This window comes from Sporosarcina sp. QA0331 (assembly GCF_055808055.1).
On sequence record NZ_CM147850.1, the window covers coordinates 3,266,018 to 3,288,561 of the forward strand.

At 40.9% G+C, this 22,544-nt stretch carries 20 protein-coding genes and 1 riboswitch; of the genes, 7 read left to right on the plus strand and 13 right to left on the minus strand.

Going from position 1 to position 22,544, the window contains the following annotated elements:
- Positions 1-9 precede the first annotated feature (9 nt).
- Positions 10-3,678, minus strand: coding sequence for an ATP-binding domain-containing protein (locus tag AC0L13_RS16530; RefSeq protein WP_473641517.1), 3,669 nt, complete (start codon positions 3,676-3,678; stop codon positions 10-12).
- A 244-nt stretch (positions 3,679-3,922) separates the two neighbouring features.
- On the opposite strand from AC0L13_RS16530, the gene AC0L13_RS16535 reads away from it, so the two are divergent.
- The 3 genes from AC0L13_RS16535 to AC0L13_RS16545 all read left to right on the plus strand — a co-directional run bounded on the left by AC0L13_RS16535 (position 3,923) and on the right by AC0L13_RS16545 (position 4,587).
- Positions 3,923-4,141 (plus strand): DUF1659 domain-containing protein, encoded by a 219-nt coding sequence (locus AC0L13_RS16535; protein ID WP_473641520.1) that lies wholly within the window; start codon positions 3,923-3,925, stop codon positions 4,139-4,141.
- A 32-nt stretch (positions 4,142-4,173) separates the two neighbouring features.
- Positions 4,174-4,392 carry a DUF2922 domain-containing protein gene (locus tag AC0L13_RS16540; protein WP_473641522.1) on the plus strand — a complete coding sequence of 73 codons (219 nt, stop codon included), beginning with the start codon at positions 4,174-4,176 and terminating at the stop codon, positions 4,390-4,392.
- A 66-nt stretch (positions 4,393-4,458) separates the two neighbouring features.
- Positions 4,459-4,587 carry a YvrJ family protein gene (locus AC0L13_RS16545; protein ID WP_473641524.1) on the plus strand — a complete coding sequence of 43 codons (129 nt, stop codon included), beginning with the start codon at positions 4,459-4,461 and terminating at the stop codon, positions 4,585-4,587.
- 104 nt (positions 4,588-4,691) lie between these two features.
- On the opposite strand, the gene AC0L13_RS16550 is transcribed toward AC0L13_RS16545, so the two are convergent.
- The 10 genes from AC0L13_RS16550 to AC0L13_RS16595 all read right to left on the minus strand — a co-directional run bounded on the left by AC0L13_RS16550 (position 4,692) and on the right by AC0L13_RS16595 (position 18,770).
- Positions 4,692-5,987 (minus strand): NCS2 family permease, encoded by a 1,296-nt coding sequence (locus AC0L13_RS16550; protein ID WP_473641526.1) that lies wholly within the window; start codon positions 5,985-5,987, stop codon positions 4,692-4,694.
- A gap of 152 nt (positions 5,988-6,139) precedes the next feature.
- Positions 6,140-6,240: riboswitch (purine riboswitch) on the minus strand.
- A 648-nt stretch (positions 6,241-6,888) separates the two neighbouring features.
- Positions 6,889-7,152 (minus strand): hypothetical protein, encoded by a 264-nt coding sequence (locus tag AC0L13_RS16555; RefSeq protein WP_473641528.1) that lies wholly within the window; start codon positions 7,150-7,152, stop codon positions 6,889-6,891.
- A 473-nt stretch (positions 7,153-7,625) separates the two neighbouring features.
- Entirely contained in the window at positions 7,626-9,470 is a 1,845-nt protein-coding gene (locus AC0L13_RS16560; protein WP_473641530.1) for an ATP-dependent nuclease, read from the minus strand.
- Between the two features lie 78 nt (positions 9,471-9,548).
- A complete protein-coding gene (locus AC0L13_RS16565; RefSeq protein WP_473641532.1) occupies positions 9,549-12,644 on the minus strand; it encodes a type I restriction endonuclease subunit R in 3,096 nt (1,031 codons plus the stop codon).
- Positions 12,628-13,836 carry a restriction endonuclease subunit S gene (locus AC0L13_RS16570; protein ID WP_473641534.1) on the minus strand — a complete coding sequence of 403 codons (1,209 nt, stop codon included), beginning with the start codon at positions 13,834-13,836 and terminating at the stop codon, positions 12,628-12,630. The genes AC0L13_RS16565 and AC0L13_RS16570 overlap by 17 nt, the downstream gene beginning before the upstream one ends.
- Positions 13,826-15,346, minus strand: a complete 1,521-nt coding sequence (locus tag AC0L13_RS16575; protein ID WP_473641536.1) for a class I SAM-dependent DNA methyltransferase — start codon at positions 15,344-15,346, stop codon at positions 13,826-13,828. Before AC0L13_RS16575 ends, AC0L13_RS16570 begins: the two co-directional genes overlap by 11 nt.
- A 149-nt stretch (positions 15,347-15,495) precedes the next feature.
- Positions 15,496-16,620 (minus strand): hypothetical protein, encoded by a 1,125-nt coding sequence (locus tag AC0L13_RS16580; RefSeq protein ID WP_473641538.1) that lies wholly within the window; start codon positions 16,618-16,620, stop codon positions 15,496-15,498.
- Between the two features lie 164 nt (positions 16,621-16,784).
- On the minus strand, positions 16,785-17,039 hold the full coding sequence (locus tag AC0L13_RS16585; RefSeq protein ID WP_473641540.1) for a hypothetical protein: 255 nt from the start codon (positions 17,037-17,039) through the stop codon (positions 16,785-16,787).
- 242 nt (positions 17,040-17,281) lie between these two features.
- A complete protein-coding gene (locus AC0L13_RS16590) occupies positions 17,282-17,392 on the minus strand; it encodes a putative holin-like toxin (protein ID WP_473641542.1) in 111 nt (36 codons plus the stop codon).
- A 241-nt stretch (positions 17,393-17,633) separates the two neighbouring features.
- Complete coding sequence (locus AC0L13_RS16595) at positions 17,634-18,770, minus strand: plasmid pRiA4b ORF-3 family protein (RefSeq protein ID WP_473641545.1); 1,137 nt, start codon at positions 18,768-18,770, stop codon at positions 17,634-17,636.
- Positions 18,771-19,070: 300 nt separating this feature from the next.
- Here AC0L13_RS16595 and AC0L13_RS16600 point away from each other — a divergent pair, with 300 nt between their 5' ends.
- Positions 19,071-19,796 (plus strand): CPBP family intramembrane glutamic endopeptidase, encoded by a 726-nt coding sequence (locus AC0L13_RS16600; protein WP_473641548.1) that lies wholly within the window; start codon positions 19,071-19,073, stop codon positions 19,794-19,796.
- A gap of 55 nt (positions 19,797-19,851) precedes the next feature.
- Here AC0L13_RS16600 and AC0L13_RS16605 read toward each other — a convergent pair whose 3' ends face one another.
- Positions 19,852-20,289, minus strand: a complete 438-nt coding sequence (locus AC0L13_RS16605) for a general stress protein (RefSeq protein ID WP_473641550.1) — start codon at positions 20,287-20,289, stop codon at positions 19,852-19,854.
- Positions 20,290-20,458: 169 nt separating this feature from the next.
- Between AC0L13_RS16605 and AC0L13_RS16610 the strand changes: the two genes are divergently transcribed.
- From AC0L13_RS16610 to AC0L13_RS16620, 3 genes are all read left to right on the plus strand, one after another.
- Complete coding sequence (locus AC0L13_RS16610) at positions 20,459-21,088, plus strand: Pr6Pr family membrane protein (RefSeq protein WP_473641552.1); 630 nt, start codon at positions 20,459-20,461, stop codon at positions 21,086-21,088.
- Positions 21,089-21,129: 41 nt separating this feature from the next.
- Positions 21,130-21,702, plus strand: coding sequence for an HAD-IIIA family hydrolase (locus AC0L13_RS16615; RefSeq protein ID WP_473641554.1), 573 nt, complete (start codon positions 21,130-21,132; stop codon positions 21,700-21,702).
- Positions 21,703-21,815: 113 nt separating this feature from the next.
- The gene (locus AC0L13_RS16620) at positions 21,816-22,172 is read left to right on the plus strand and encodes an ion channel (protein ID WP_473641556.1); all 357 of its coding nucleotides are present in this window, start codon (positions 21,816-21,818) and stop codon (positions 22,170-22,172) included.
- Between the two features lie 259 nt (positions 22,173-22,431).
- Here the strand turns inward: AC0L13_RS16620 and AC0L13_RS16625 are convergent, their stop codons facing one another.
- Positions 22,432-22,542 carry a putative holin-like toxin gene (locus AC0L13_RS16625; RefSeq protein ID WP_473641558.1) on the minus strand — a complete coding sequence of 37 codons (111 nt, stop codon included), beginning with the start codon at positions 22,540-22,542 and terminating at the stop codon, positions 22,432-22,434.
- Positions 22,543-22,544: the final 2 nt, after the last annotated feature.

Genomic DNA, 22,544 nt, shown 5'->3' on the forward strand with positions numbered 1-22,544 from the left:
TACGTATGCTTAGCTTACGGTACCCACCAAACAAGACTTCCCTCTTTCCACCATCATATATAACTGGTGCAATGCCCTACTTGTCGCAACGTAGGCTAATTTACGATCTTCGTCAGTTGGTGCATACTCGTTGAAACGAGTAATGACGACAGCTTCGAATTCGAGACCCTTTACAGCTGAAGGAGTCGTGATCACTACCTTTGTACCTGTTGGCAGTGTTCCCGCCGTCTGAATCGCGACAGAGAAATAGGGATCGATCATATAATGGTACCGCTCGATCATCGATTCGTCTTTCACAATGACGGCTACTGGCGCATACTTGCTCTCATAGACCGCGTGCTCGAGGATGTGGATCAATACCTCCTCTTCCATGCTTTCAATGAACTGTAGGAACTCAACCGGCTCGCCTTCCCGGAACGTCTCTGCTGAAAGCGAATATTTCCCCGAAGCGAACGGCCCGATGATTTCATTGCTTACTTCTACAATCTGGGCAGTTGAGCGGTAAGTTGCTTTCAACTCATGCAGCGAAAGGTCGCCAATTAATTCGCCAAGTACATTCCAGTCTTGCAGCGTATTGGCTCGGTTTAGATTCTGCCCGAGATCTCCTATGAGCATGATGCCATTCTTTCGGGTAAGTGCATGCAGTTCAGTGATTTCGTACGGCATATAATCCTGTGCTTCATCGACAATCAAGTAGGACAGCAGATGATCTTTCGGAGCCCCATTCAGAAGCCTATCAATATGCAAAAGTGCCGGTAAGTCTTCATAATACATGGCACTTGTATCGTGCTCAGCTGGCAGCATTCCTTCCTCTTTTGCAGCTTGTACCGCCGTTTCATAAAAGCTAAAGAGATCCGCTTTCAAATTCTTCTTCACGTAATTACGCAACTTCTTCTCTTCGGTAGCGGATAAAACGAGTTCCTCTTCAAACACAAACCCCGAAAGCTGGTGGTTGAAACTGTACTGGAGGTTATACTCCCTCTGTAAGGCTGCCGAAATCTGTCGGTAATAGGAACGTTCAATTCCAGCTAGACTTTCCGTATACAAGGCCTGCTGAATTTGATCTTTCCCGTTTTCGAAGAAGTCCTGTTTCCCTGCAGCAAATTCTTGAAGCAGCTGTTCTTGCACGTTATCGAGCTCTGCTTTGACCACAGAATCCTCCGTCAAACCGGCTGTACTGAATACTTCCTCACGTTGCGCAACAATCTGCTGAAGAAGTACAACTTCCCTCTCTTCTCGCATTTTCCGCTTCATATGCTTATGCCAGTCTTCTGAGATGAGCGACTCGTCCACCACTTGGGCAAGCCACCCTTTCAGATTTTCCCCATGTTCGTCTAGTTTCAATTGGATGGCATGTTGGATGGCTGCGATGAACTGTAGACGGCACGCAGCTATCTTCTTTTTTGTCTCTGGTGAAGGATCTTCAGCGTGATCGTCTACAAGTTTCATCCATTTCCATAACTCCCCAAGTTCGGTAATCCTCTCGGAAATGAAATTCTTTTGGATGAGCGACAAACTAGTAGTTTCCTGCTTCTCTATCTTTTTCGCTTCGTCGCGCACCCATTGCTTCCATTCTCGAGCTACTTCATTCCGTTCCTTCATCTCTTTCTGCACACTTTTCAGGAAGAAGTTGTAGTAGAGGTTTTCCCTCTCTTTCAAAGACAAGTCAGGGTACCTTTCCATTTCCCGCAAAATCGGCAGAATCGGAACGGCAATTGAATCGGCTATTACGGGTTTTGCCCAAATCCTAAGATCGTTGAATGTCCCCATCGTCTTTCTTTGTACAATTGCCCGGAATTCCAAGGAGCCTTTCGTTTTGACAAGCTCGAGCTCCGTTATGCTATGACGCTTAATACCTGACGGCGAAAGTCCAAGGATGTCACAAGCCAAATTAAGGAGTGTCGTCTGTTTAATGCCGTAATCGCCAAGGGAAGGCAGTACGTTTTTAATATGAGCCAAGAACGCTTCATTCGGCCCTAAAATAGCAACGCGCTCCGGCGATAGATCTTCGTACTTGAACAACAGATAACTTAATCGGTGAAGCGCGATGGCGGACTTCCCGCTTCCTGCAGAACCTTGGATGATAATCGGCTTCGTCATCGGAAGACGAATGATTTCATATTGCTCGCGCTGCAATGTTGCTACAATTTCCTGCATGTCCACTCCACGTTTATCCGACAGCGCTGACACCAGTCCTTCATCTTGGAAGTATTGGCTCGATGCTGTGAGTGGCGGGTGGAGTTTTTGGATACTTCCACTTCGTATATCAATTTGTCGGATATAATCGACGATGACATCACCGAGTGTCCTATGGGAAATCGGTTGGCCAACTGTCCGCAAGTAATAGAGGGAGGCCGCTTCCGCCTTCCAAGAGGTCACATATCCATCGATGCTTTGTTCCCCGATATACATCGTTTCCGCCCCGCTCTTCGTGACGAAATCGACACGCGCCACATAAGGCTTATCTTCAATCCCCTGCATGCGACGGTTATGTTCGTATGATTGTTTACGCATGATCCCTTCCGCATATGCGGATGCGTAATCCACCTCATATGTACTGTCAAACTCGATTTTCCGAATCGGTCTCATCAAAGACTTAATGATGCTAACTACTTTACGCAAAAATCCATACTCCGATTTGTCATCCCGCGCTAGAAATGAGGACTCACTATAGGCCGGGAATGAAGGAGCTTTGGACTCTTCAGGCACTTTTGTTTCTTCTAAAGAAGACATCGTTGTCAGCATCACTTCAGACATTGATTGCAACATCTGATCTTCATCGATTTCCTTCTCGACATGCATTGGTTGGTCAACAACCTGTTCTTGCGGTAACACGGATGGAGTTGCAAAAAATTCAAGTTCCTCTTCTTCCAACTCAAGCTGTACAGCAATCGCTTCTTCTAAGACAGCCAAGATACCTTCTTTATCGTTATGATCCTGGACGGAATTCTCTTCGATTACTATTTCATCTACGACCGACGCAGCTTGTTCCTCAGCGGCAGATGCTGGCATCTCCATTGCTTCAATGAACTGTTGTAACTGGTTACATTTCCTTTCTGTTTCATCCAGCCGCTTAGCCAACCGATCGTTTTCCACCATTCGTAAAGAATGGCTTAATTGCAGTACCGCGTATTTTTTCTCCAATTCCATATGTTTAGCCGTTGGTGTACTTGACTGGACCTCCGACTCCAAATGATCAGCCTTTAGCTTGAGTTGCTCTGCCGCAGCCGTCATTGTACGTAGTTTTTGCTCTGCAGCCACTGTCTCCTGTCTCGCCTGTTCGTACGACTCCATGGGGACGTGACTCTGAATGACCGTTTTCAACCGCATTGCCAATTGCTGAACATGGTCCTCTTTTCGGGCTAACTCCTCCTGTGTTGGACGCATTGCGAGTTTTGCATTTTCCGCTTCGAATTGGCCTATGATCTCTTTTAAATTTTCAATTTCTCTTAATTGCTCCTTGACGAGCTCATCGGATTTTATTTGATTGACTATCAATTGCTGATTCGCTTGTTCTTTCAGTTCCAGATCACGTTGCCATAGGTAAGCTTGCGTATCTGCATCCACCATAGGTCGGACAGGTGGTAATGAATCTATCTTCACGTGTTCCTTTTCTGTTATCTCGTGTTCTGTTGATGTATCGTCTCGCTTAGTCGTTAAGAACTTAAAAAAATTCATTTCCCCACCTGCTCATAATCTATTAGCCACGCTTTTTAATCTATTGAACTATCCTACATTATACCTGATTCAATGAAACTGTTCCTTAATTTTCTGCAAAAACACAAGCCACCTATAGACCCTATTACAGTCGAGCATCTCAGAAGACATAAAAGCTTTCACCTTAAATCTTTTTTCAAAGCACGAAGTAAGTATCCGTTTCATCATTTCAAGTCTATATAGTAAGTGAAGGGAGGGAAAACAAATGGCGACATTCGAATTCAGAAATGCAGTTGGAAAAGTGTACTTCGACGGCGGGATGACGGAGGATGGGAAAATGATCCGAAAATCGAAATCCTACCGTAACATCGCACAAGGGGCGACGGCTGACAACCTACACAACGCCCTTACACAATTGGCACAGCTCTCCGAATATCCATTCATCGGAGCAGAAAGGGTAGAAACAGCAGACATTATGAACTAAGTAGAAAACTTAGTAGAAAGGGGAGATGAGGAATGGCGAAAACGTTACAATTGAACTTCACGACGGCTGCGGGAAAACAGACATCCCTAACAGTGGACGAGCCGAAAGCTGGATTGACACCAGCCGAAGTGGAGGCAGCCATGCAGGAAATTATTGATTCACAGGTTTTTGAAGTGGATGGCTCTTTTCTTGCAACCGTTAAAGGAGCTCGCATTATCGAACGTACCGTAGAAGATCTTGTAAAAGCATAACAAAAATGGCTCTCCAGCCCGGCTGGGGAGCCTTTTAAAATTATCATGAAGGAGGTTTCATTCAAAATGGAACAATGGCTAACATTAATACAGCAAATCGGATTCCCGATTTTTGTATCTTTTTATCTCTTGCACCGGCTTGAAACGAAACTCGAGGCCATACACAATGCGCTTGTTTCTTTAAAAGTGAATTGAACTTCATTTATTAGTCATGAATGAATAAATAAAGGTACCAGGCACCCGTGCAATTCGGAATTGTTCGGATGCCTGGTTTCTATTTTCAATTTTCTTACCTAAAGCTACACGATAAAAGCAAAGTATAGGATAAATAACAAACAAATCACATACATAATTGGATGAACTTCTTTATACCGCTTTTGTGCTACTAAACAAATTGGATAAAGAATAAAACCAAATGCAAGACCGATTGCCACACTAGAAGTGAGGGGCATCATGACGATGGTTAAAAAGGATGGAATCACAATTTCCAGCTTGCTCCAGTCTATTTTTCTTATTTCCATTGCCATTAATGCGCCTACAATAATTAACGCAGGGGCTGTTACTTCCAATGTAATAACAGATAAAATCGGTGAAAAGAACAACGCAATTGTAAAACAAGCAGCAATAACGACAGACGTAAAGCCTGTTCTACCACCGACTGCAATGCCGGCAGAAGATTCAACACTCGTCGCAGGTGTGGATGTTCCCAATATAGCTCCAATTGCACTAGCGGTAGAATCAGCAAGCAATGCTCTTCCTATATTCGGCACAGTATTTCCTTTCATCATTCCCGCTTGACTGGCCAGGGCAATTAAAGCACCTGCCGTATCAAAAAAGGCAACAATTAAAAAAGTGAAGATCACTGCTAGTAATTCAGGGGTGAAAATCTGATCTAAATGGGAAAACACGACACCAAATGTTGGTTCCAAGCTCGGTATACTTCCAATAATTTTTGAAGGACCATTTATTAATCCGACCATCATTCCAATAATCGTGGTAATGATCATTCCATAAAAAATTCCTCCATTTATTCCACGTACTAACATAACAATCGTAAGTACCAAGCCAAAAATGGCTAGTAGGGTCGTAGGTGATGTTAAGTTTCCAATCGAAACAAATGTATCAGGATTGGAAATAATAAGCCCTCCATTTTTCAACCCAATAAATGAAATAAAGAATCCAATTCCAGCAGCGATTGCATATTTTAAATTCAACGGGATGATATTAATAATCTTCTCCCGGATTTTCATTACACTTAAAAGCATAAAAATAATTCCTGCAATAAAAACACCGGTCAACGCGACTTCCCATTGTATGCCCATCCCAATACAGACAGAAAAAGTGAAAAATGAATTCAAACCCATACTTGGTGCAATTCCGATTGGCATGTTCGCAAGCAGCCCAATAAGGAGTGTACCGATAATCGCAGTAAGCGCGGTTGCAGTAAATACAGCCCCACTATCCATCCCGGCTTGGCTGAGAATCAGTGGATTGACGACTAGTATATACGCGATGGATAGGAAGGTTGTTACGCCTGCGAGTGTTTCCTGCTTATAGGAAGTGTTCCGTTCAGTAAATTTAAAAAAGTTTCTCATGTTGTAATCTCCTATTTGCTAAAGTAAAGAATGAATGGTCATGGTTTCAAGGATAACTTTTCAGCTAGTTCATACTATTATGCCCTATAATATAAAAAAACTTTGGCCTTAGTTAGGACAAAGTTTTTTCTACAAAAAGGAATATAAAATTGCATCTATTTCACATTCCTTGTAGACGAGCCATTTATGGTAGCTGGTAGAAACTTTCAAGCCGTATTCTTGAAATTATACAAGGTAATTCTATTCTTTTAAAAAAACAATAGATGAATTGTAACAAATTTACATTAGAACGTCAATAAACTATTTCTATATTTGTTGAAGATACCGCAACGCAAAGTGCGCCATTATTTCCTTGGAGTATAAATTCTATCTTTGCGGCTGCAACCCTCGGCGTTGCGGGAAGCTGCGATGCGCGGAGCTGAGATTAAGATACTGACTGGCGACTTCTGTAGACACGTTGCTGTTCGCTCGTCCAACGGAATCACTTACCGTCTTCACACAGCAGATCGGACGCGGACTACGACTTGCGGCTGGCAAATCACATTGCGTTATTATTGATCTAATCGGAAATTACCGGTATGCGCGCAAGAAATATAACGTCTTCACAGATAACAGTGAACTACCTGCCAAAATCAGCAGTGAAGCATTCACAGAACACGGTTTTTTCGAGTTTCAATTCGACATACCCAGAGTAAGCTAACTTTGATTTGAAGTATCCAACATCTTGCATGAAATCATTTCAAAACTTTAGTTACCACGTTTATTCCATATTCTTCAAACGTATTTATTAATTTATCTGCCTTATCGCGAAAATTGGTACTTACACTATGTCTAATTCCATCTGAATCCGTATATCTATACGACAAGCATTTGAAACCACCCCTTGGACCAACGCATTTAATTATGTCATATGCACTTCTAAGCTCTTCCATAAGTTTTGTTCAGTCTCTTTTCTTTCATTTAAGTATTCTTCATCAATAATTTCTAGTGAATTCCAAAGAACATCAAGTGTTCCCTTTCCTTGAAAATGAACGCTTATAAACCTATCGGAACCTCTACTCCACATTCCCTTTGCTCCTACAGTTACCCCTTCAGTACCTGCGATTAATCCGGATAAGTATTTTGTTAAATCTGTTTTCAAGCGTACTTTAATCGACTTATACAAATTTTTCCTCCCCAGTATCATAGCGTATTTAATTAACAAAGCACCAATTCCCCTTTTAAAGGCTTAAAATACCTTTTTGAATACCCCTATTTGTTCTCATATATATCCTTATTTACCCAGTGTGTCAGAACTCTTCAATTATTCCGATAGGAGGGCTTACGAGGAAAACTAGTGATATGAAAAAGACCGCCCAATGGAGCTAACATCAGACGGTCTGGATTAGCAGGTTCCCTTTAAAACGATTAGCTCGAGATGAGCTAACACATTCTATTCGAGCTAGATACTTATGGATAGAGTTTTTGTACGGTTCGTTATACTGCTATTTTTTATCCTTTTGACGCTTAGGTGTTCCCTTCACCTTACTCAATATGAAACTTGAACATAGCTGAGTGAGAGGTTCCCCAATCGCCTCTCGGTATGACAAAAGGGAATGTTCCTTTTTATGTAAGTTGCCAGGCACCCACCTTTTTTGATTAAGTGAAAACACCCTGTGAACTTTCTCTGAATATACGTTCGAAGAGCTCACTAAAATTTTTCACAGTTTCATTATCTAATTTAATCTTTCCTTTGTTTTTATCAATGTTTTCTTTAAACTTTTTTGCTAACAACACTTTATCGTAACCTTTCACCACAACTGAATTATCTTTACTATATTTGTCTCCGTCTTCCATTAAAACAATTGACCTGAAGTCACTTTTGGTAAATAAGTCCTCAATCTCTTTACCTTTTTCCTCAGTAACAAAAATGATTTTACTATCATCAATCGCGAGTTTTTCTAAATCCTTCTTTACCCTAATACCTTCCGAATCATGATCAATAACCACCTTAAATTCAAGGCCCCAACCAATCAATAATGATGTTAAATTTGGAATTTTTGTGGCCCCCACACAAGGGATTATATTGGCTAAAATCATTGAAGTGTCATTAAGATAGTTAAACATCCCATGTAAATAGTAATAATCCGATATTCCTTCCACCAAGATGTTCAATTCATTTGAGAAAGTTAAACTCCTAGAAAGATCATGACCGATTGCGGTAATAATAGGAGTTAGAGTCTCTTGATCCGCCTTTCTATGAATTTTATTTTCTATCTTAGTTCTAGAAAATTCATCTTCATCCCTATATACCAGTTTAATTCTTTCTAATCTAGTCGGGTCCAATAAATATGGACTATGGGTCGTCAAGATAATTTGATTTTTTTCGGACAAGCCCTCTAAAATTTTCAAAACATCTTCTTGGGCTTTGGCATGTAAATAGAGTCCAGGTTCATCAATAAGAATAATTAATGATTCGTCGCCTTGAGCATATAATGTAATAAAAAATGACAGGAACCATTGGAATCCCTTACTCCTTTGATCTGGTCTAAAAGGAGATTGTTCTTCCTTATCGTAAATATAAAAATACAATTCGTCACCATCAACTGAAATTTTTAATTTAATTTCATTCTGACTGTAAAAGCTTTCAAATTGAACAGTAATTGTTGTCGATACCTTGTCAGCCATTCTCTTACGTTCCTGTCCCGTCTTCTCAAAGAGGAGTTCTGCACTTTCTATGGTAGTGAGTTTAAAAAAGTCTTTTACGATTTTTTTGGGAGCATCCTCTTTATGTATTTTGTTTGGTAAAATATCTGTAAAGGAATCGAACATAACAAACTTCGGCAATATATTCAGCAATTCACTTTCCGTTTCTGCGAAACCACCTGCGATTTCTGTAATCCTTTTTACAATGTTCCTAATTTCCACGACTGAATTAAATTCATCGGAATCCTCATCAATTTCAAGACTTTCCTCATCGAAAATACCCTTTATTTCCGAAGCATAGCTCTGGATGTCGTCCGGAGTATGCGTAGAAACAGTGGGAAGAGTTAAATCTTTTATATTATTTTCGATAAGTTGGAACTTATCAATTAATTCTTTATTTTTTTCTTCAAATTGTTTTACAATCGATTCCTGAATTGCCTCGAGTGCATTTCCCGAGAGAATATCCTGAACTCTCATGGATCTTTCTACAATAAACTCAAGACTCTCTAACTTCGAGTATTTTTCACCAATTTCCGAGATGTCATTAAGAGCTTCGGCAGGTATATCGAACGATATTGTAATTGTTGGATTTAAGACTTCATCTTCTACCACATGAAAATCCTGCGGTTTATCATCCTCAGAAAACTTATCTCTTGAAAAGCAATCAAGCGCTTTTAGGACATTCGTTTTCCCGGACTCATTTTTTCCCGCTAATACTGTTATGTTAGAATCTACATAGATTCTACCTGAATCCTTAATTGACCTAAAGTCCCTGATTTCAAGCCAAATTATTTTCATAAAAAAACCTCCTAAAAATCAAATTTGTCGTTGGGATAGTGCCAGACGTTCAAAAAATACTGCCTGGCACTTCAAATTTCACATATTCCCCGCCATCAACTCCGCCTGCTTCACCACTGTCTCCACCGCCATCTTCTGCAAATCAGGTGGATATCCATACTTCTTCAACAGTCTCCGGACAGTAATCCGCATCTTCGCCCTTGCTGATTCCCTCAAGTTCCAATCGATGCTCATATTCTCCTTGATTGCCTTTGTCAATTCATGGGCAATCGCCTTCAAAATTTCATCCCCGAGTACTTCTTCAGCTGTTTCATGTGAGGAAAGCGCATCATAGAAAGCGACTTCTTCTTGGATCATACCTGTGTTCTCACCGGCTTTATACGACTCATTCATTTCCTTCGCCAGCTCGATCAGCTCTTCAATAACTTTTGAAGTTTCAATAGCACGTTTGTTGTATTTATTAATCGCAGCATTTAGCATGTCCGTGAATTTCCTGGCTTTGATCAAATTCGTGCGTTGGACGTTTTTCACTTTGCCTTGCAAGAGCCGATTTAATAACTCAACGGCCAAGTTCTTTTGTGGCAATACGCGCACTTCTTCCAAAAACTGATCCGATAAGATCGAAATATCTGGATTTTCAATGCCCAATGAGTCGTAAATATCGATTACTTCATCAGAGATGACCGATTTTGAAATTAACTGGTTCAGTTGCGCATCAATCTGCGCAGCCGTTTTCTTCTGACCTTCGACAGGAATCAATTTCACTAAGCCTGCTTTAACCGCTTTAAAGAATCCGATTTCTGCGTTCAATTCCTGCGCTTCTGGTTCAGTTGCACATAATGCAAATGCTTTCGCGAGTTCAGTTACAACCTGCATGAACCGCTTCTTCTCGTCTTCCCCCAACCCGATTACAAAATCCATTGTCTCCGTAATAGCTTTCATACGCTCGGAAGGCTTGTCCGAATGAAACGCATCATAATCATGCTTGTACAACATTTCTTGAATGACTTCGAATTTCTCAAGCATCAGATCCACTGCTAGTGCAGTATCAATACCGGTATTTTCACGGTCACTGTCTGTATATTGCTTCAAAGCTTCCTTCAGGCTGTCGGCAATGCCGATATAATCGACGATCAGACCGCCCGGCTTATCGCGGAAAACACGGTTCACCCTTGCGATTGCCTGCATTAAGTTATGGCCGCGCATTGGTTTATCAATATACATCGTGCTCATGGAAGGTACGTCGAAACCAGTGAGCCACATATCGCGGACGATAACGATTTTCAGTTCATCGTCTATATTTTTCATCCGACGCGCCAAATGATCGCGTCGTTTTTTATTGCCGATGAAAGGTTGCCAATGCTCCGGATCGCTGGATGAGCCTGTCATGACAATCTTAATAACTCCTTTATTGTCATCATCCGAATGCCATTCAGGACGCAATTTGACGATTGCTTGATATAACTCAATCGCAATCCTTCTGCTCATGACAACAATCATCGCTTTTCCAAACATCGCTTCTTGCCTTGCTTCTAAATGGTTCACGATATCTTCCGCCAACCGGTTCACACGTTGCTCTGCTCCGGCAAGCGCTTCCAAGCGTGACCATTTCGATTTCAACCGTTCACGGTCAGTTTGCTCTTGGTACTCCGTAATTTCGTCATACTCCACGTCAAGATCCAAACCTTCCGGCAGGTCCAACTTGATAATCCGGCTTTCATAATAGATTTTCACCGTCGCCCCGTCCTCAACAGCTTGCGTCATATCATAAATATCAATATAATCCCCAAATACGGCCGGTGTATTTTTGTCCGCCGACTCGACTGGTGTACCAGTGAATCCGACAAACGAAGCGTTCGGCAATGCATCACGCATATATTTTGCATAGCCGTATTTCGTGAATAAATCATTTGCAGATTTCGTCACTTGTGCTCCAAATCCATATTGTGTCCGATGCGCTTCATCCGCCATGACAATAACATTCCGGCGAGTCGTCAACGCATCCATTTCAGTCGAGCCTTCTTCAGGTGCAAACTTCTGCATTGTCGTAAAGATGATGCCGCCCGATTCAACAGACAACAACTTCTTCAAATCACCACGGCTTTCCGCCTGTTTCGGCGTCTGGCGCAATAAATCACTGGATATTGAAAATGTATTATAAAGTTGATCATCCAAATCATTCCGGTCCGTTAAAACAACAATCGTTGGGTTGTTCATTTCCAACACAAGTTTCCCAGTATAGAACACCATCGACAGGCTTTTCCCGGATCCTTGAGTATGCCAAATAACCCCGATTTTCCGGTCTCCCGATTCGGATGCCGCCCGCTTCGCTTCCTCCACCGCTTTATTTACAGCATAGTATTGATGGTAAGCAGCCAGGATCTTGAATGTCTTCTCCCCATCTGTCTGGAAGACGATAAAATGACGAAGCAAATCAAGGAACACAACAGGTTCCAACATACCTTGAATGAGTACTTGAAGCTGAGGTATTGCCGATGATGCAATCGTCTGTCCATCCACAGTCCGCCACATCATGAATCGCTCTTCATTTGCAGTAAGCGAACCAGCCCGTGCATTCACACCGTCGCTCGTGACAAGGAAAGCATTGAATTGGAATAAAGATGGAATCGCCTGCTTATATGTCTGAAGCTGATGGTAAGCTTCAGTGATGCCTACTGTTTCATCCGTGGAACTTTTCAATTCTATGACGACAAGGGGCAAACCGTTTACGAAGATGATGATATCCGGGCGTTTGTTATAATTCCCCTCGACGACAGTAAATTGATTGACGGCCATAAAATCGTTGTTCGACGGATTTTGGAAATCAAACAGCCATAGCTTTTCCACTGTATTTCTTCCATCAGCTGTGCGAACTTCCACATCAACCCCGTCCGTTACGAACTTTTGGAATGCACGGTTATTGACGACAAGGTTTGGCGATTGCACCATCGTAATTAGCTTCACAGCACGTTCAATCGTTTCCATGGAAGCTTTCGGATTGATCTTCTGCAATGCTGCTTCCAACCGGCCATTTAACACAACATCAATGTAAGAATCACGTTCGGGGTATTCACCATCCGCTGCAATCGTTGGCCCATCTTTAACCTCATATCCAAAATCCGCAAGCCACTCAAGGGCGGCTTGCTCTAAATGATCTTCATGAAACTGGTACATTCTCTGTCACCTCGGTTTCGTCAGGTAGTTCGATTTCTCCGGAGAGGAGTTTTGGGAGGAGGGTGTCTCGTAATTCTTCCAACTGATTATTTTCTTCTGCAAGCAAAAAAATCTTTTCAAAAATAGGCTCAAGTATTTCATTAAATCGATAAACTAGATTGTACGTAGGGATAACCCTTTTTGTTTGATATACCATATTTCTATTTAAACCAGGAACGGCGGAATCGCTGTTGGAATTTGTAAAATCTAATTGACTAAATAAAGTATATAAATAGAGAACAGGATATATTTCACTCTCAATATAAAAAACGGTATCAATTGGATAAAAGCTTTTTGGTTCTAAATAAAGAGTACCTATTGAACCCTTTCTTCCCATAATTAAACCAGGTCCTTCAACTAGGAATTCATTATGAGTACCCGTAATACCACCTGACCCATAAACGGGATATGGACCAGCAATTCTATTATTTTTAGTTAGTGCTTTTCCATATTTGATCTCACAACATTCACTCAACTCTTTAACAGCAAAGAAATCTGGTATCATCCCCAACTCACTTTCCACCATTTCCCCACCACTCGATTTGTAAGACTCACCATTTTCATTTGGAAACTCAAAATCGACAAACCAGCGTTTGAAAAGGGTTTGGGCAAGTTGTTCTAGGTTGGAAATAATTAAATGGTTGCTCTCTCTTTTTTTGTCAATGTCGTCCAATATGTTTACAACCTTTTCCATATCTTCTTTAACTTTTGGATGTTTGACAGGAAATTTCCTCAAAGATCCTAGGGGTATATATTGCTGGGTAGAGCCCCTAAGATTTTGATAAATATATTCATGTGCCAATGGACTATGTAAATAATAGAATAGCCACTTTGCTTCCAATTCACTTTTGTTTTTAAAAAGGCCTACATTTTTTATCGCATAATTTATATTAGAGTTTTTCTCAAGATATACCCTTCCGACAGTGCCTATCATACTGATTAGAATGTCAAACTGATCTACTTTACTTCTTTTATTAATAGCTTCGTAATCTGCCTCAGAAACGAAATTCGCATTTGCGAAGTCTAGATTAAATTCTTGTAAGTGTCGGGAAGTAATTAATTTATATCCTGATTCTGTGTTCTTGGGGGAATCGTGTGTTCCATCCGCAACTTTTAAACAATAATCCTCCGCCAAAGTTACCTCAAACTCCATACCCAATCCCCTCCAACGCTTTACGGATTTGGTCTTCTAACTCCTTGGATTTTGCAAATTGCTCTGCCAGTTCCCCTGTCAGTCGTTCCATTTTCTCTTCAAACGGCTCGTCGTCTTCTTCAGCTGCTTCCAAACCAACATAACGTCCAGGAGTCAGGATATATTCATACTCCCGCACTTCATCCAATGTTACAGCTTTGCAGAATCCTGCAACATTATCATAAGCTTGTTCATTCGTCCCTCGCCAAGCGTGAAAGACATCCGCAATTTTCTTAATATCTTCTGATGAGAACTCTTTCAACGTACGGGTTGCCATATGGCCGATTTTCCGAGCGTCTATGAAGAGGATTTCCCCTTTTCGTTCGCGTTTGCCATTACGTCCTTTGTTATTCGTCACAAACCAAAGGCAGACAGGGATTTGTGTGGAGTAGAATAATTGACCTGGTAAAGTGACAATGCACTCCACCATATCCTGCTCGATTAGATTCTTCCTGATTTCAAGTTCAGATGTCGTACTCGTTGACATTGACCCATTCGCCAAGACAAAGCCTGCTGTGCCAGAAGGAGCTAACTTCGAAATGATGTGCTGAATCCAAGCATAGTTGGCATTTCCGACCGGAGGGGTGCCGAATTGCCAGCGGACATCCTCTTTTAGTTTCTCCCCGCCCCAGTCGCTAATGTTGAAAGGTGGATTTGCTAGTATATAATCAGCTTTTAAGCCTTTGTGAAGATCATTGTGGAAGGTATCCGCGTTTTGCTCGCCGATGTTTCCATCTATCCCGCGGATCGCCAAGTTCATTTTCGCCAAACGCCATGTTGTCGGATTCGATTCTTGACCATAAATCGCGATATCCCCAAGTCTTCCTTGGTGTTCTTCAACAAACTTCTCACTTTGTACAAACATACCTCCAGAACCACAGCAAGGATCATAGACGCGTCCCTTATATGGTTCAAGCATTTCAACGAGCAACTTTACGACGGACATCGGGGTATAGAATTCCCCGCCGCCTTTTCCTTCTGCACTTGCAAATTTGGAAAGGAAGTATTCGTAAACACGCCCCAACACGTCTTTCGCTCGGCTTTCCCTGTCTCCTATTTTGAATGAAAACAAATCGATCGTTTCCCCGAGCCTTGTTTTATCGAGTGCAGGACGTGCATAATCTTTCGGCAACACGCCGCGTAGCGATTCGTTCTCTTTTTCAATCGCGATCATTGCATTATCGATGATTTGCCCAATTTCCGGTTTTTTCGCATTTTCATTGATGAATGTCCAACGTGCTTCTTTTGGTACCCAGAAGATATTTTCAGCAAGATACTCATCTTTATCTTCCGGATCTGCCCACTCATCCTCTTGCAGTTCTGCAAATTTCTCCTCGAAAGAATCCGACACATATTTCAAAAACAGTAAACCAAGTACAACATTTTTATATTCAGACGCGTCCATGCTTCCACGAAGCTTGTCCGCCATTAACCATAGATTTTCTTCAAATCCGATGTTTGCTGTTGACATATAGAATCCTACTTTCATAATTTAAATCAAATACATTGAATTACCTTTTCTTATGATATCAATGAATACAAACTGCCTCAATACTATCCATGAGATTGTGGAATTTATTTGGTACATAAAAAGCACCTTAAAGTATTCACACTTTAAGGTTACTCAATAAAATTATCAATATTCATATTTTCGATTGTCATTTTCTCAATGTAATCAATCAACTTATATTCTTTTCTATTTTTCCAATCACAAATGAATCCGCTGAGATTGTAAAAGGATGTTTCGTCGTGCGATAAATCGGCCAATTTAACCGCAAAAGAAAACGTTGCTCCATAAAACCCAATAATACCAACCAACTGCTTATCTATTTGCGTAACAAATACATAATGTGCACTTTCAGGATACAGGGTGCCAAAGCGTTCTTTCATGATATTGTCACTCTCAATAAGAGTAACAAATTCATTCTCTCCTTCCCCTTGATAAATCCATTTTCGTAATTTATCAAATTGTGAATGTAAGATGAAGGCACGTCCTTTCTCAAAGGCTAAATAATTGAAAACCATCTTAGCGGCAACTCGATATGTTACCTCAATATCAATTTCGCTTTTAAAATGGACAGTTACTTGTGACGATGTATGTTTGGCTTCGTTGACTTCTACTGATTTTGAACCTTTTATTATATTTATATACTCTAGCGCTAAAGCTTCTTGATTTCGATTATTCAGCCCTAAGAACCATTTCCCATCCAGTTCACCAAACAACGCAATCTCATTTGGAAGCTCTTCATCTTCTATAATGAGATAATCTCCAGACAATTTAACTTGTTCAACAAATAGATGCAGAACTTCTTGAGGATCATATTTTTTATCCAAATGGACGGGATTGATTGATGTTGATATCTCTTTATTGTCCTTGCTATCCAATTTAAAAATAAATTGGTTAATAGTGTATGGCTTTCCTAATTGCAGATACCCCAATGCATACTTTTCTTTCTCCTCTTTCTCTTTATGCGATTTTACAATACTAACCTTAGATTTTGTTGCATACTTTGGATTTAGCTTTCCCCGTTTCCCGGGTCCTTCAAAATGACGATTAAGAGAAATTAATGACTCTCTAGTAAAATGCATTTCCAATTTAGAAAAATGATTGTTAGCTGCATGTGAAACAAAAGCCGTAGGCAGTTTTTCAATACCACCAATAGCGGCTAAAAAAATGTGATCTCCCGATTTAATGTCGGAATCATCATGCACTTCCTTACTATAAATACAAATATTTTCCGTCACTAAATTCCCCTCCATTATTTATTCCAGCCACAAGTCTGCATTCCCAATCATTTATATGAACTAAATTCGTGTGGCTCTTTCTAATTACAGTAAATGCGGTAGGTTAATTGCTTTTTCCTATTGATGTAATGGGCAATGATTGCAATAGGAACTAACCAAGACCTTTATTGGCTAGTCTTTAAATTCCAGGAAGTCCTTCGGTTTCTCAATTCAATTACGATTTCTTTGGTGCTTGTATGATAAACAATGGTGTCGCCCTTTGAGAGAAACAACTCTATCATAGCCGTCTTAGGATTGTCTATGACATGAATAAGTGCTACATCCGTCACGAACTTTTTGTCGTCTTCTACGTAGAAGTCAAGGATATTCAGTTTTACATATTGATTCGGGTGTAATTTACAAACTTCTTCCCATTTCATTGTAACCTCCCTTGTTTCATTTCGGATTCTTTAAAATGTTTGTTAATTAATTGAATGGTTATAAGTAGTAATATGCAAACTCCGTTTAGTAATGGTAAACTGAGCATATAAGAAATGACCGGATACTGGAATATCCGGCCATAACACAACAGACATCCGCATGAAGTGCGGTTGGCCAAGTGCGAATAGTACGTGTTAAAAAGAGTAACTACCCTGCTTTCTTGCCAGTCAACGGTGGGTGGTTACTTTTTTCTTTTGGTGTCTAGTGCAGTGATTGCTGCAATCGCTAGTCCAGCTGTTGCGATGAATATTCCAAATTGGAACATCATGTCCATTGCTTCATATGTCACCATATAAGCACGGGCTCGCACGATGCGAGTCATGCAGACGTTACCGCAGGACGCGGCATCCTTAGTCTGCCTTACCTCTAAAAAAGGGAGTGCCAACCGTCCATCCGCTATATGTCGTTGCTACTATTAGTCTATCATACCGATGATTACTTATCGATTGAATAGTAAGTATTTTTGAGTCGAAGTACCTGGCTAGACAAGAATAAGAGTCAGAAGTATTAAGCCGCCAACTCTAATCAACACCTTACATCCCCCTCAACCGATGATTCACCAATCCCTTATCAAACCTGCTATACAACTGCCCTGCCGCCCACTCCTTCATTGAAGTATGCTCAGGATGAGACGTGTCGCCCATGACTTCCAAGAATTCATGGAATCCCGGTTCTCCACCGCAGTCTTCGGGCGGTCCATCTCCTTTGCCGTCCAGACAGACCGGTAATTCCACGGGCTCGTCGTTCACGGTCTCCTCCACGATGATTTCGTGTTGCCAATTATCGCCGAAGTCGTATACATATTTCAGCACTGTATACTTTGGAATGACGTCGGATAATAATATGTTTTTTTCAAGCACACTCTCCACTTCTTTCGGATAGCCCATCAGCTCCTCGTTCATGACGATATTCAAGACCGGTTTATAATCGCCTGTGACATGATAGGGCGAGAAGTAGGGATATGGCTCCGTCGTTTCGGATTGATCGAACACGTAAAATTCGTGGAGATGGCTGTTTGTCCAACCGAACAGAATTTGAAGCATGTTATGGAACTCGGTAAAAGGCATATTGAGTGGAACTCGCACACGCCGCCAGATGGAAAGCCCTTCAAACGGCATGGAAATCTTCATGACGGCAGCGTCCGTAGAGAAAATTGGACCCTCCGCCATTGTGGACAAATCTTTGCGCAGTTCCTCGTATGGATAAACCATTCCCTTCTTCCCAACGCCCACCAACCATCGGCTCGCCCGTTTCGCCACTTCTGTATTGATCAGCACATCAGGATCCAAGTCACGAGAGTCAAACCATACGTTGTCACACGCCTTGTTCAATTGGGCGACAAATGACCGATTCTTCGTCTTATGGAATGATAGAGGGCCTGCCTCCTCAAGATAGCGCTCTATTACGTCTTCGCGGATCCGCTCCGCCCTGAACGTTTTGCGGATCGCTTCCCGAATGACTTGATCCAAATTCTTGAATTCCTTCGCCTTCAAACCATGCAGCACGATGACATACCTGCTGCTGTTATTCATAAGCACGAGCGTTTTCCGCCGATCAATCACAAGCAAATTGGCATGCCATGCGTAAAGCTCATTTTCCTCTTCCGCGCTATCAACCGTCACTTCAAATGGAATTGCATCCAATAGCTTTTTCGTTCCATGTATTTTCAAGTGAAATTAGCCCCTTCCTTGCTTATCGCGTCATCTATTTTCTATTTTATAGGAATACCGAGAAGCTTTCTCCTTTTTATTAAGAAGCATTCGTAAAAATCCGCGAACATAGCATGGACCATGAAACCATCGATTTAGCCATAAACTATTAAAAATGCAACTGCCTATCATATAGTTATTCCACTTCGCTTACAAATCCTGAAAACATGAAACCCTATCCCCCCTGCCGCGTATACTCAACTAACCGATGAATGACATACGAATGATTTAATCAAATAAGGAGGAAAGGGGAAAAATGATATGGTGTGGGGTTTTTGGTTAGTGATCATCTTCACGTTAGTATACGAGCCTATTATTGGCTACCTCGGTTTTCAAAAGTTTAAAGTGGAAGTAAGAAGAAATGAACATGCCAGGTTGAAGTATTTCAAGAACATCATCATTGGATTATGGGTCCCTACTGTATTCATTTTACTGCTCGTTGTTTTTACGGAGCTTACGTTAACCGATATCGGTTTGTCTATTCCAAGCATAAACACGGATCTTTTAGGGCCATTGGTTACGTATTCGGTATTTGCGATTGGGCTTCTTTATATATGCGGGATCTTGTATTATTCCATTGGTTATCATGTTAGCGATAAGATTCGAGCTAAATTGGCAAAGGCGAAAGAGAAAGAATGGGGAGAAAGCAGCTTTGTAGACATCATGCCCGTTACAGCTAGAGAGAAAAAGGCATGGAATTACGTTTCGCTTTCTGCAGGAGTTACAGAAGAGATTATCTATCGGAGTTTTTTACTTTTTGCTTTGACTTATTTATTCCCTACTTTGTCAGTTTGGATCATCATTATTATTTCTTCACTATTGTTCGGTCTCGCTCACACGTATCAAGGGTTCATAAACGGCGTCGTCAGAACAACTATTGTCGGTGTATTATTTTCAATCATATATATCGGAATAGGTTCGATTGTGCCGCTCATCGTCTTGCATTTCTTGATCGATTATATGGCTAAATTAGGAGAGTCAGAGTAAAGCCAGCCAAGTTGAATATGGCTGGCAGTTTCATTTATTTAATTCCAATCCGTCTTCACTCTTTCGGATGAAGGAATACAAGAATCTTACCGTCCTCAGCATCTTTAGAATAGCGTTCAGCTTCATCATCTGTGACTCCCAGTTCCATAAGTGCATGCTTTAATCCGCCAGCACCCGAGTTGGCCCCTATGACTGCTCCTCCAATTGTTGTAATGATAGGACCTGCTGCCAACGCAGCGCCAAATCCAGGAATCAATACAGTCGATAACCCTGCTATCACTCCGGCTAAACCAATTGCTCCTCCGGTTGCAGCTCCAGCTATGGCTCCGTCCTTAGTGGAGGGTTTTACTTCCTCTGCAATTTCAGGCAGCTTTTTTGTGTTTTTAGCAATGACTGAAATTTCTTCGGTTGTATAGCCTTTCTTTTTTAAATCCTCAACAACTTCAACCACTTGTTGTTCATTGTCGTATACGCCAATAATATGATTCTTCAATATACATTACCTCCCAAACTATATATATTCTCTACCCGCCTTTTAATTTTTATAGACATGTTTCGACCTGTATATATTTTCTATTTACCATTCGTTGAGTTATTTACAGAATAGTAGTATAGTTCAGGTGTAATGTAAAATATTCTCTTTTTTTGTGGCGGTGATCGATTTGAATGAACAAGAAAAGATGGTCAAAACAAAGTTAATTTTTCATATGATCATCTCTGTCATAGCTTTCCTCAGCGTTGTCTTGCATATCTTTTATTCTCCTGCTCCTTGGATTTCTATGACAAAATTTACAATCCAATCGAACCTAATTGTGTCCGTAACATTTCTACTGAGCGTTCTCACAATGATATCGAGAAAGCCCCCGAGTCCCGTATTGGAATTCTTGAAGAATTGCTCGGTTATTTATATGTTTATCGTCATTACTACTTATCATTTCCTTCTTGCAAGTGGCGGAGAATATGCGGGAATTCGGATCATCACGAACTTTACACTTCATTACTTACAGCCGATTTTTGTATTTATGAATTGGATTGTTTTTGAACCGAAGAAAAAATATAGATACCGGCATATCTTTTATTGGATGGTCTTCCCTTTGCTTTATTCTGTTGTTTCTTTGTTACGAGGATTAATTGATGGTTTTTATCCTTATTTCTTTTTGAATCCTAATGGAGATATACCAATAGGAGTCGGTAGCTATTCGAATGTTGCCTTGTTCATTATTGCTTATTTATTTGTCTATGTCGTTTTGGGCTTTTTCTTGATCGTCTTAAATAGGATTTTTCTAAAATAGTAATAGAATATTGGAGTTATCCAAATATAGGGGGTCTTGCTTTGCATGTTCAAGCAGTCTTTTTAGATAGGGATGGAACGATCGGAGGAAGTGATAGTGTTATTTATCCTGGAGAGTTTACACTTTTTCCGGGTGTTGCTGAGTCAATACAGCAAATGAAAGGCGCCGGAATATTAGTTTGTTCATTTACAAATCAACCTGGCATTGCACAGGGGGAAGCATCCTATGAAAGTTTTGAAAAGGAGCTCAACGATTTTGGCTTTGATAAGATTTATCTCTGTCCACACGGGCATGTAGATGGGTGTGCATGTAGGAAACCTTCACCTGAAATGCTACGTACGGCAGCTAAAGAGAATAACTTGGATTTACAACATTGCGTAGTGATCGGGGATCGATGGACCGATTTAATGGCTGCGAATGAGGTTGGGTGCAGGAAGATATTGGTGAAAACAGGGAGCGGGAAGGATACGTATACCAAATACATAAATGATGAATTTTTTGGTCGCTGGAAGGAAGTGAAGCCTGATTTTATTGCGGAGGAATTGAATGAGGCTGTGAGGTGGTTGATTCTTACTAACGTGTTCTCCGTGCACAATTCACTGTTCTCTATGTGAAAAGAACATGTTATATTAAGCCTTTCCCATCTCATTTGTATAACCTCGCTCGCTTTTGCCGATTATCATTGTAATTGAATCAGTTATCGCTTTTCCATGAGAGAGGTACCGAAATGATCTCGTTCATTTTAACCGCAATCCGATTGCTCATCGCGATTGTGAAGTCATTTACCCATCCAGTCTTTACGTCTTTACTCGTAACATTATTGTTGATCGTTTTGTCAGGTACGTTATTTTATACGAAAGTGGAGGGCTGGGACACGGTAGATGCTATTTTCTTCGGTGTAGTCAGTCTGATTCCTACCGGAGTGGAGACAGGGGTAAGCCCGATCACAACTTTAGGAAAAGTATTCACTATCATGTACTTAATTGTCGGGACTGGGGTTATGATTGGTCTAATTGGCATCATTGCAAAGGCAGTCATTGATTTTGATTCAAACAAAGCGGATGATATGAACAACGAAGGGTAAAGGCAAGAATAATTTTCCTTGTTGCGTTTACACTTCGTTGGAACAATGTCATCATTCTTTTGAATTGGTTAGATTGTTATTGTAATAATATGCAAACTCCGTTTGGTTGTGGTAAACTGAACATATGATAAGAAAAGACCAGATGCTGGGAACATCTGGTCAGTACAACAGACATACCGCTAGAAGTGCGGTTGGCCAGTAATGATGATTTTTGCAAAGAAGTAACTGCCCTGCTTACGTGCCTGTTAGCGGAGGAAGGTTACTTTTTTTTATGGGCGTATAGAGCAATCATCGCTACAATTGTTGCTACAGTAGTTGCGATAAGCATTCCAAATTGGAATAGCATATTCATTGCTTCATATGTCACCATTT

Excerpts from the sequence above, each read along its gene's own strand:
- AC0L13_RS16530 (WP_473641517.1), bottom strand. The coding sequence starts at position 3,678 with ATGAATTTTTTTAAGTTCTTAACGACTAAGCGAGACGATACATCAACA.
- AC0L13_RS16535 (WP_473641520.1), top strand. The coding sequence starts at position 3,923 with ATGGCGACATTCGAATTCAGAAATGCAGTTGGAAAAGTGTACTTCGAC.
- AC0L13_RS16540 (WP_473641522.1), top strand. The coding sequence starts at position 4,174 with ATGGCGAAAACGTTACAATTGAACTTCACGACGGCTGCGGGAAAACAG.
- AC0L13_RS16545 (WP_473641524.1), top strand. The coding sequence starts at position 4,459 with ATGGAACAATGGCTAACATTAATACAGCAAATCGGATTCCCGATTTTT.
- AC0L13_RS16550 (WP_473641526.1), bottom strand. The coding sequence starts at position 5,987 with ATGAGAAACTTTTTTAAATTTACTGAACGGAACACTTCCTATAAGCAG.
- AC0L13_RS16560 (WP_473641530.1), bottom strand. The coding sequence starts at position 9,470 with ATGAAAATAATTTGGCTTGAAATCAGGGACTTTAGGTCAATTAAGGAT.
- AC0L13_RS16565 (WP_473641532.1), bottom strand. The coding sequence starts at position 12,644 with ATGTACCAGTTTCATGAAGATCATTTAGAGCAAGCCGCCCTTGAGTGG.
- AC0L13_RS16570 (WP_473641534.1), bottom strand. The coding sequence starts at position 13,836 with ATGGAGTTTGAGGTAACTTTGGCGGAGGATTATTGTTTAAAAGTTGCG.
- AC0L13_RS16575 (WP_473641536.1), bottom strand. The coding sequence starts at position 15,346 with ATGTCAACAGCAAACATCGGATTTGAAGAAAATCTATGGTTAATGGCG.
- AC0L13_RS16585 (WP_473641540.1), bottom strand. The coding sequence starts at position 17,039 with ATGAAATGGGAAGAAGTTTGTAAATTACACCCGAATCAATATGTAAAA.
- AC0L13_RS16590 (WP_473641542.1), bottom strand. The coding sequence starts at position 17,392 with ATGGTGACATATGAAGCAATGGACATGATGTTCCAATTTGGAATATTC.
- AC0L13_RS16600 (WP_473641548.1), top strand. The coding sequence starts at position 19,071 with ATGGTGTGGGGTTTTTGGTTAGTGATCATCTTCACGTTAGTATACGAG.
- AC0L13_RS16620 (WP_473641556.1), top strand. The coding sequence starts at position 21,816 with ATGATCTCGTTCATTTTAACCGCAATCCGATTGCTCATCGCGATTGTG.
- AC0L13_RS16625 (WP_473641558.1), bottom strand. The coding sequence starts at position 22,542 with ATGGTGACATATGAAGCAATGAATATGCTATTCCAATTTGGAATGCTT.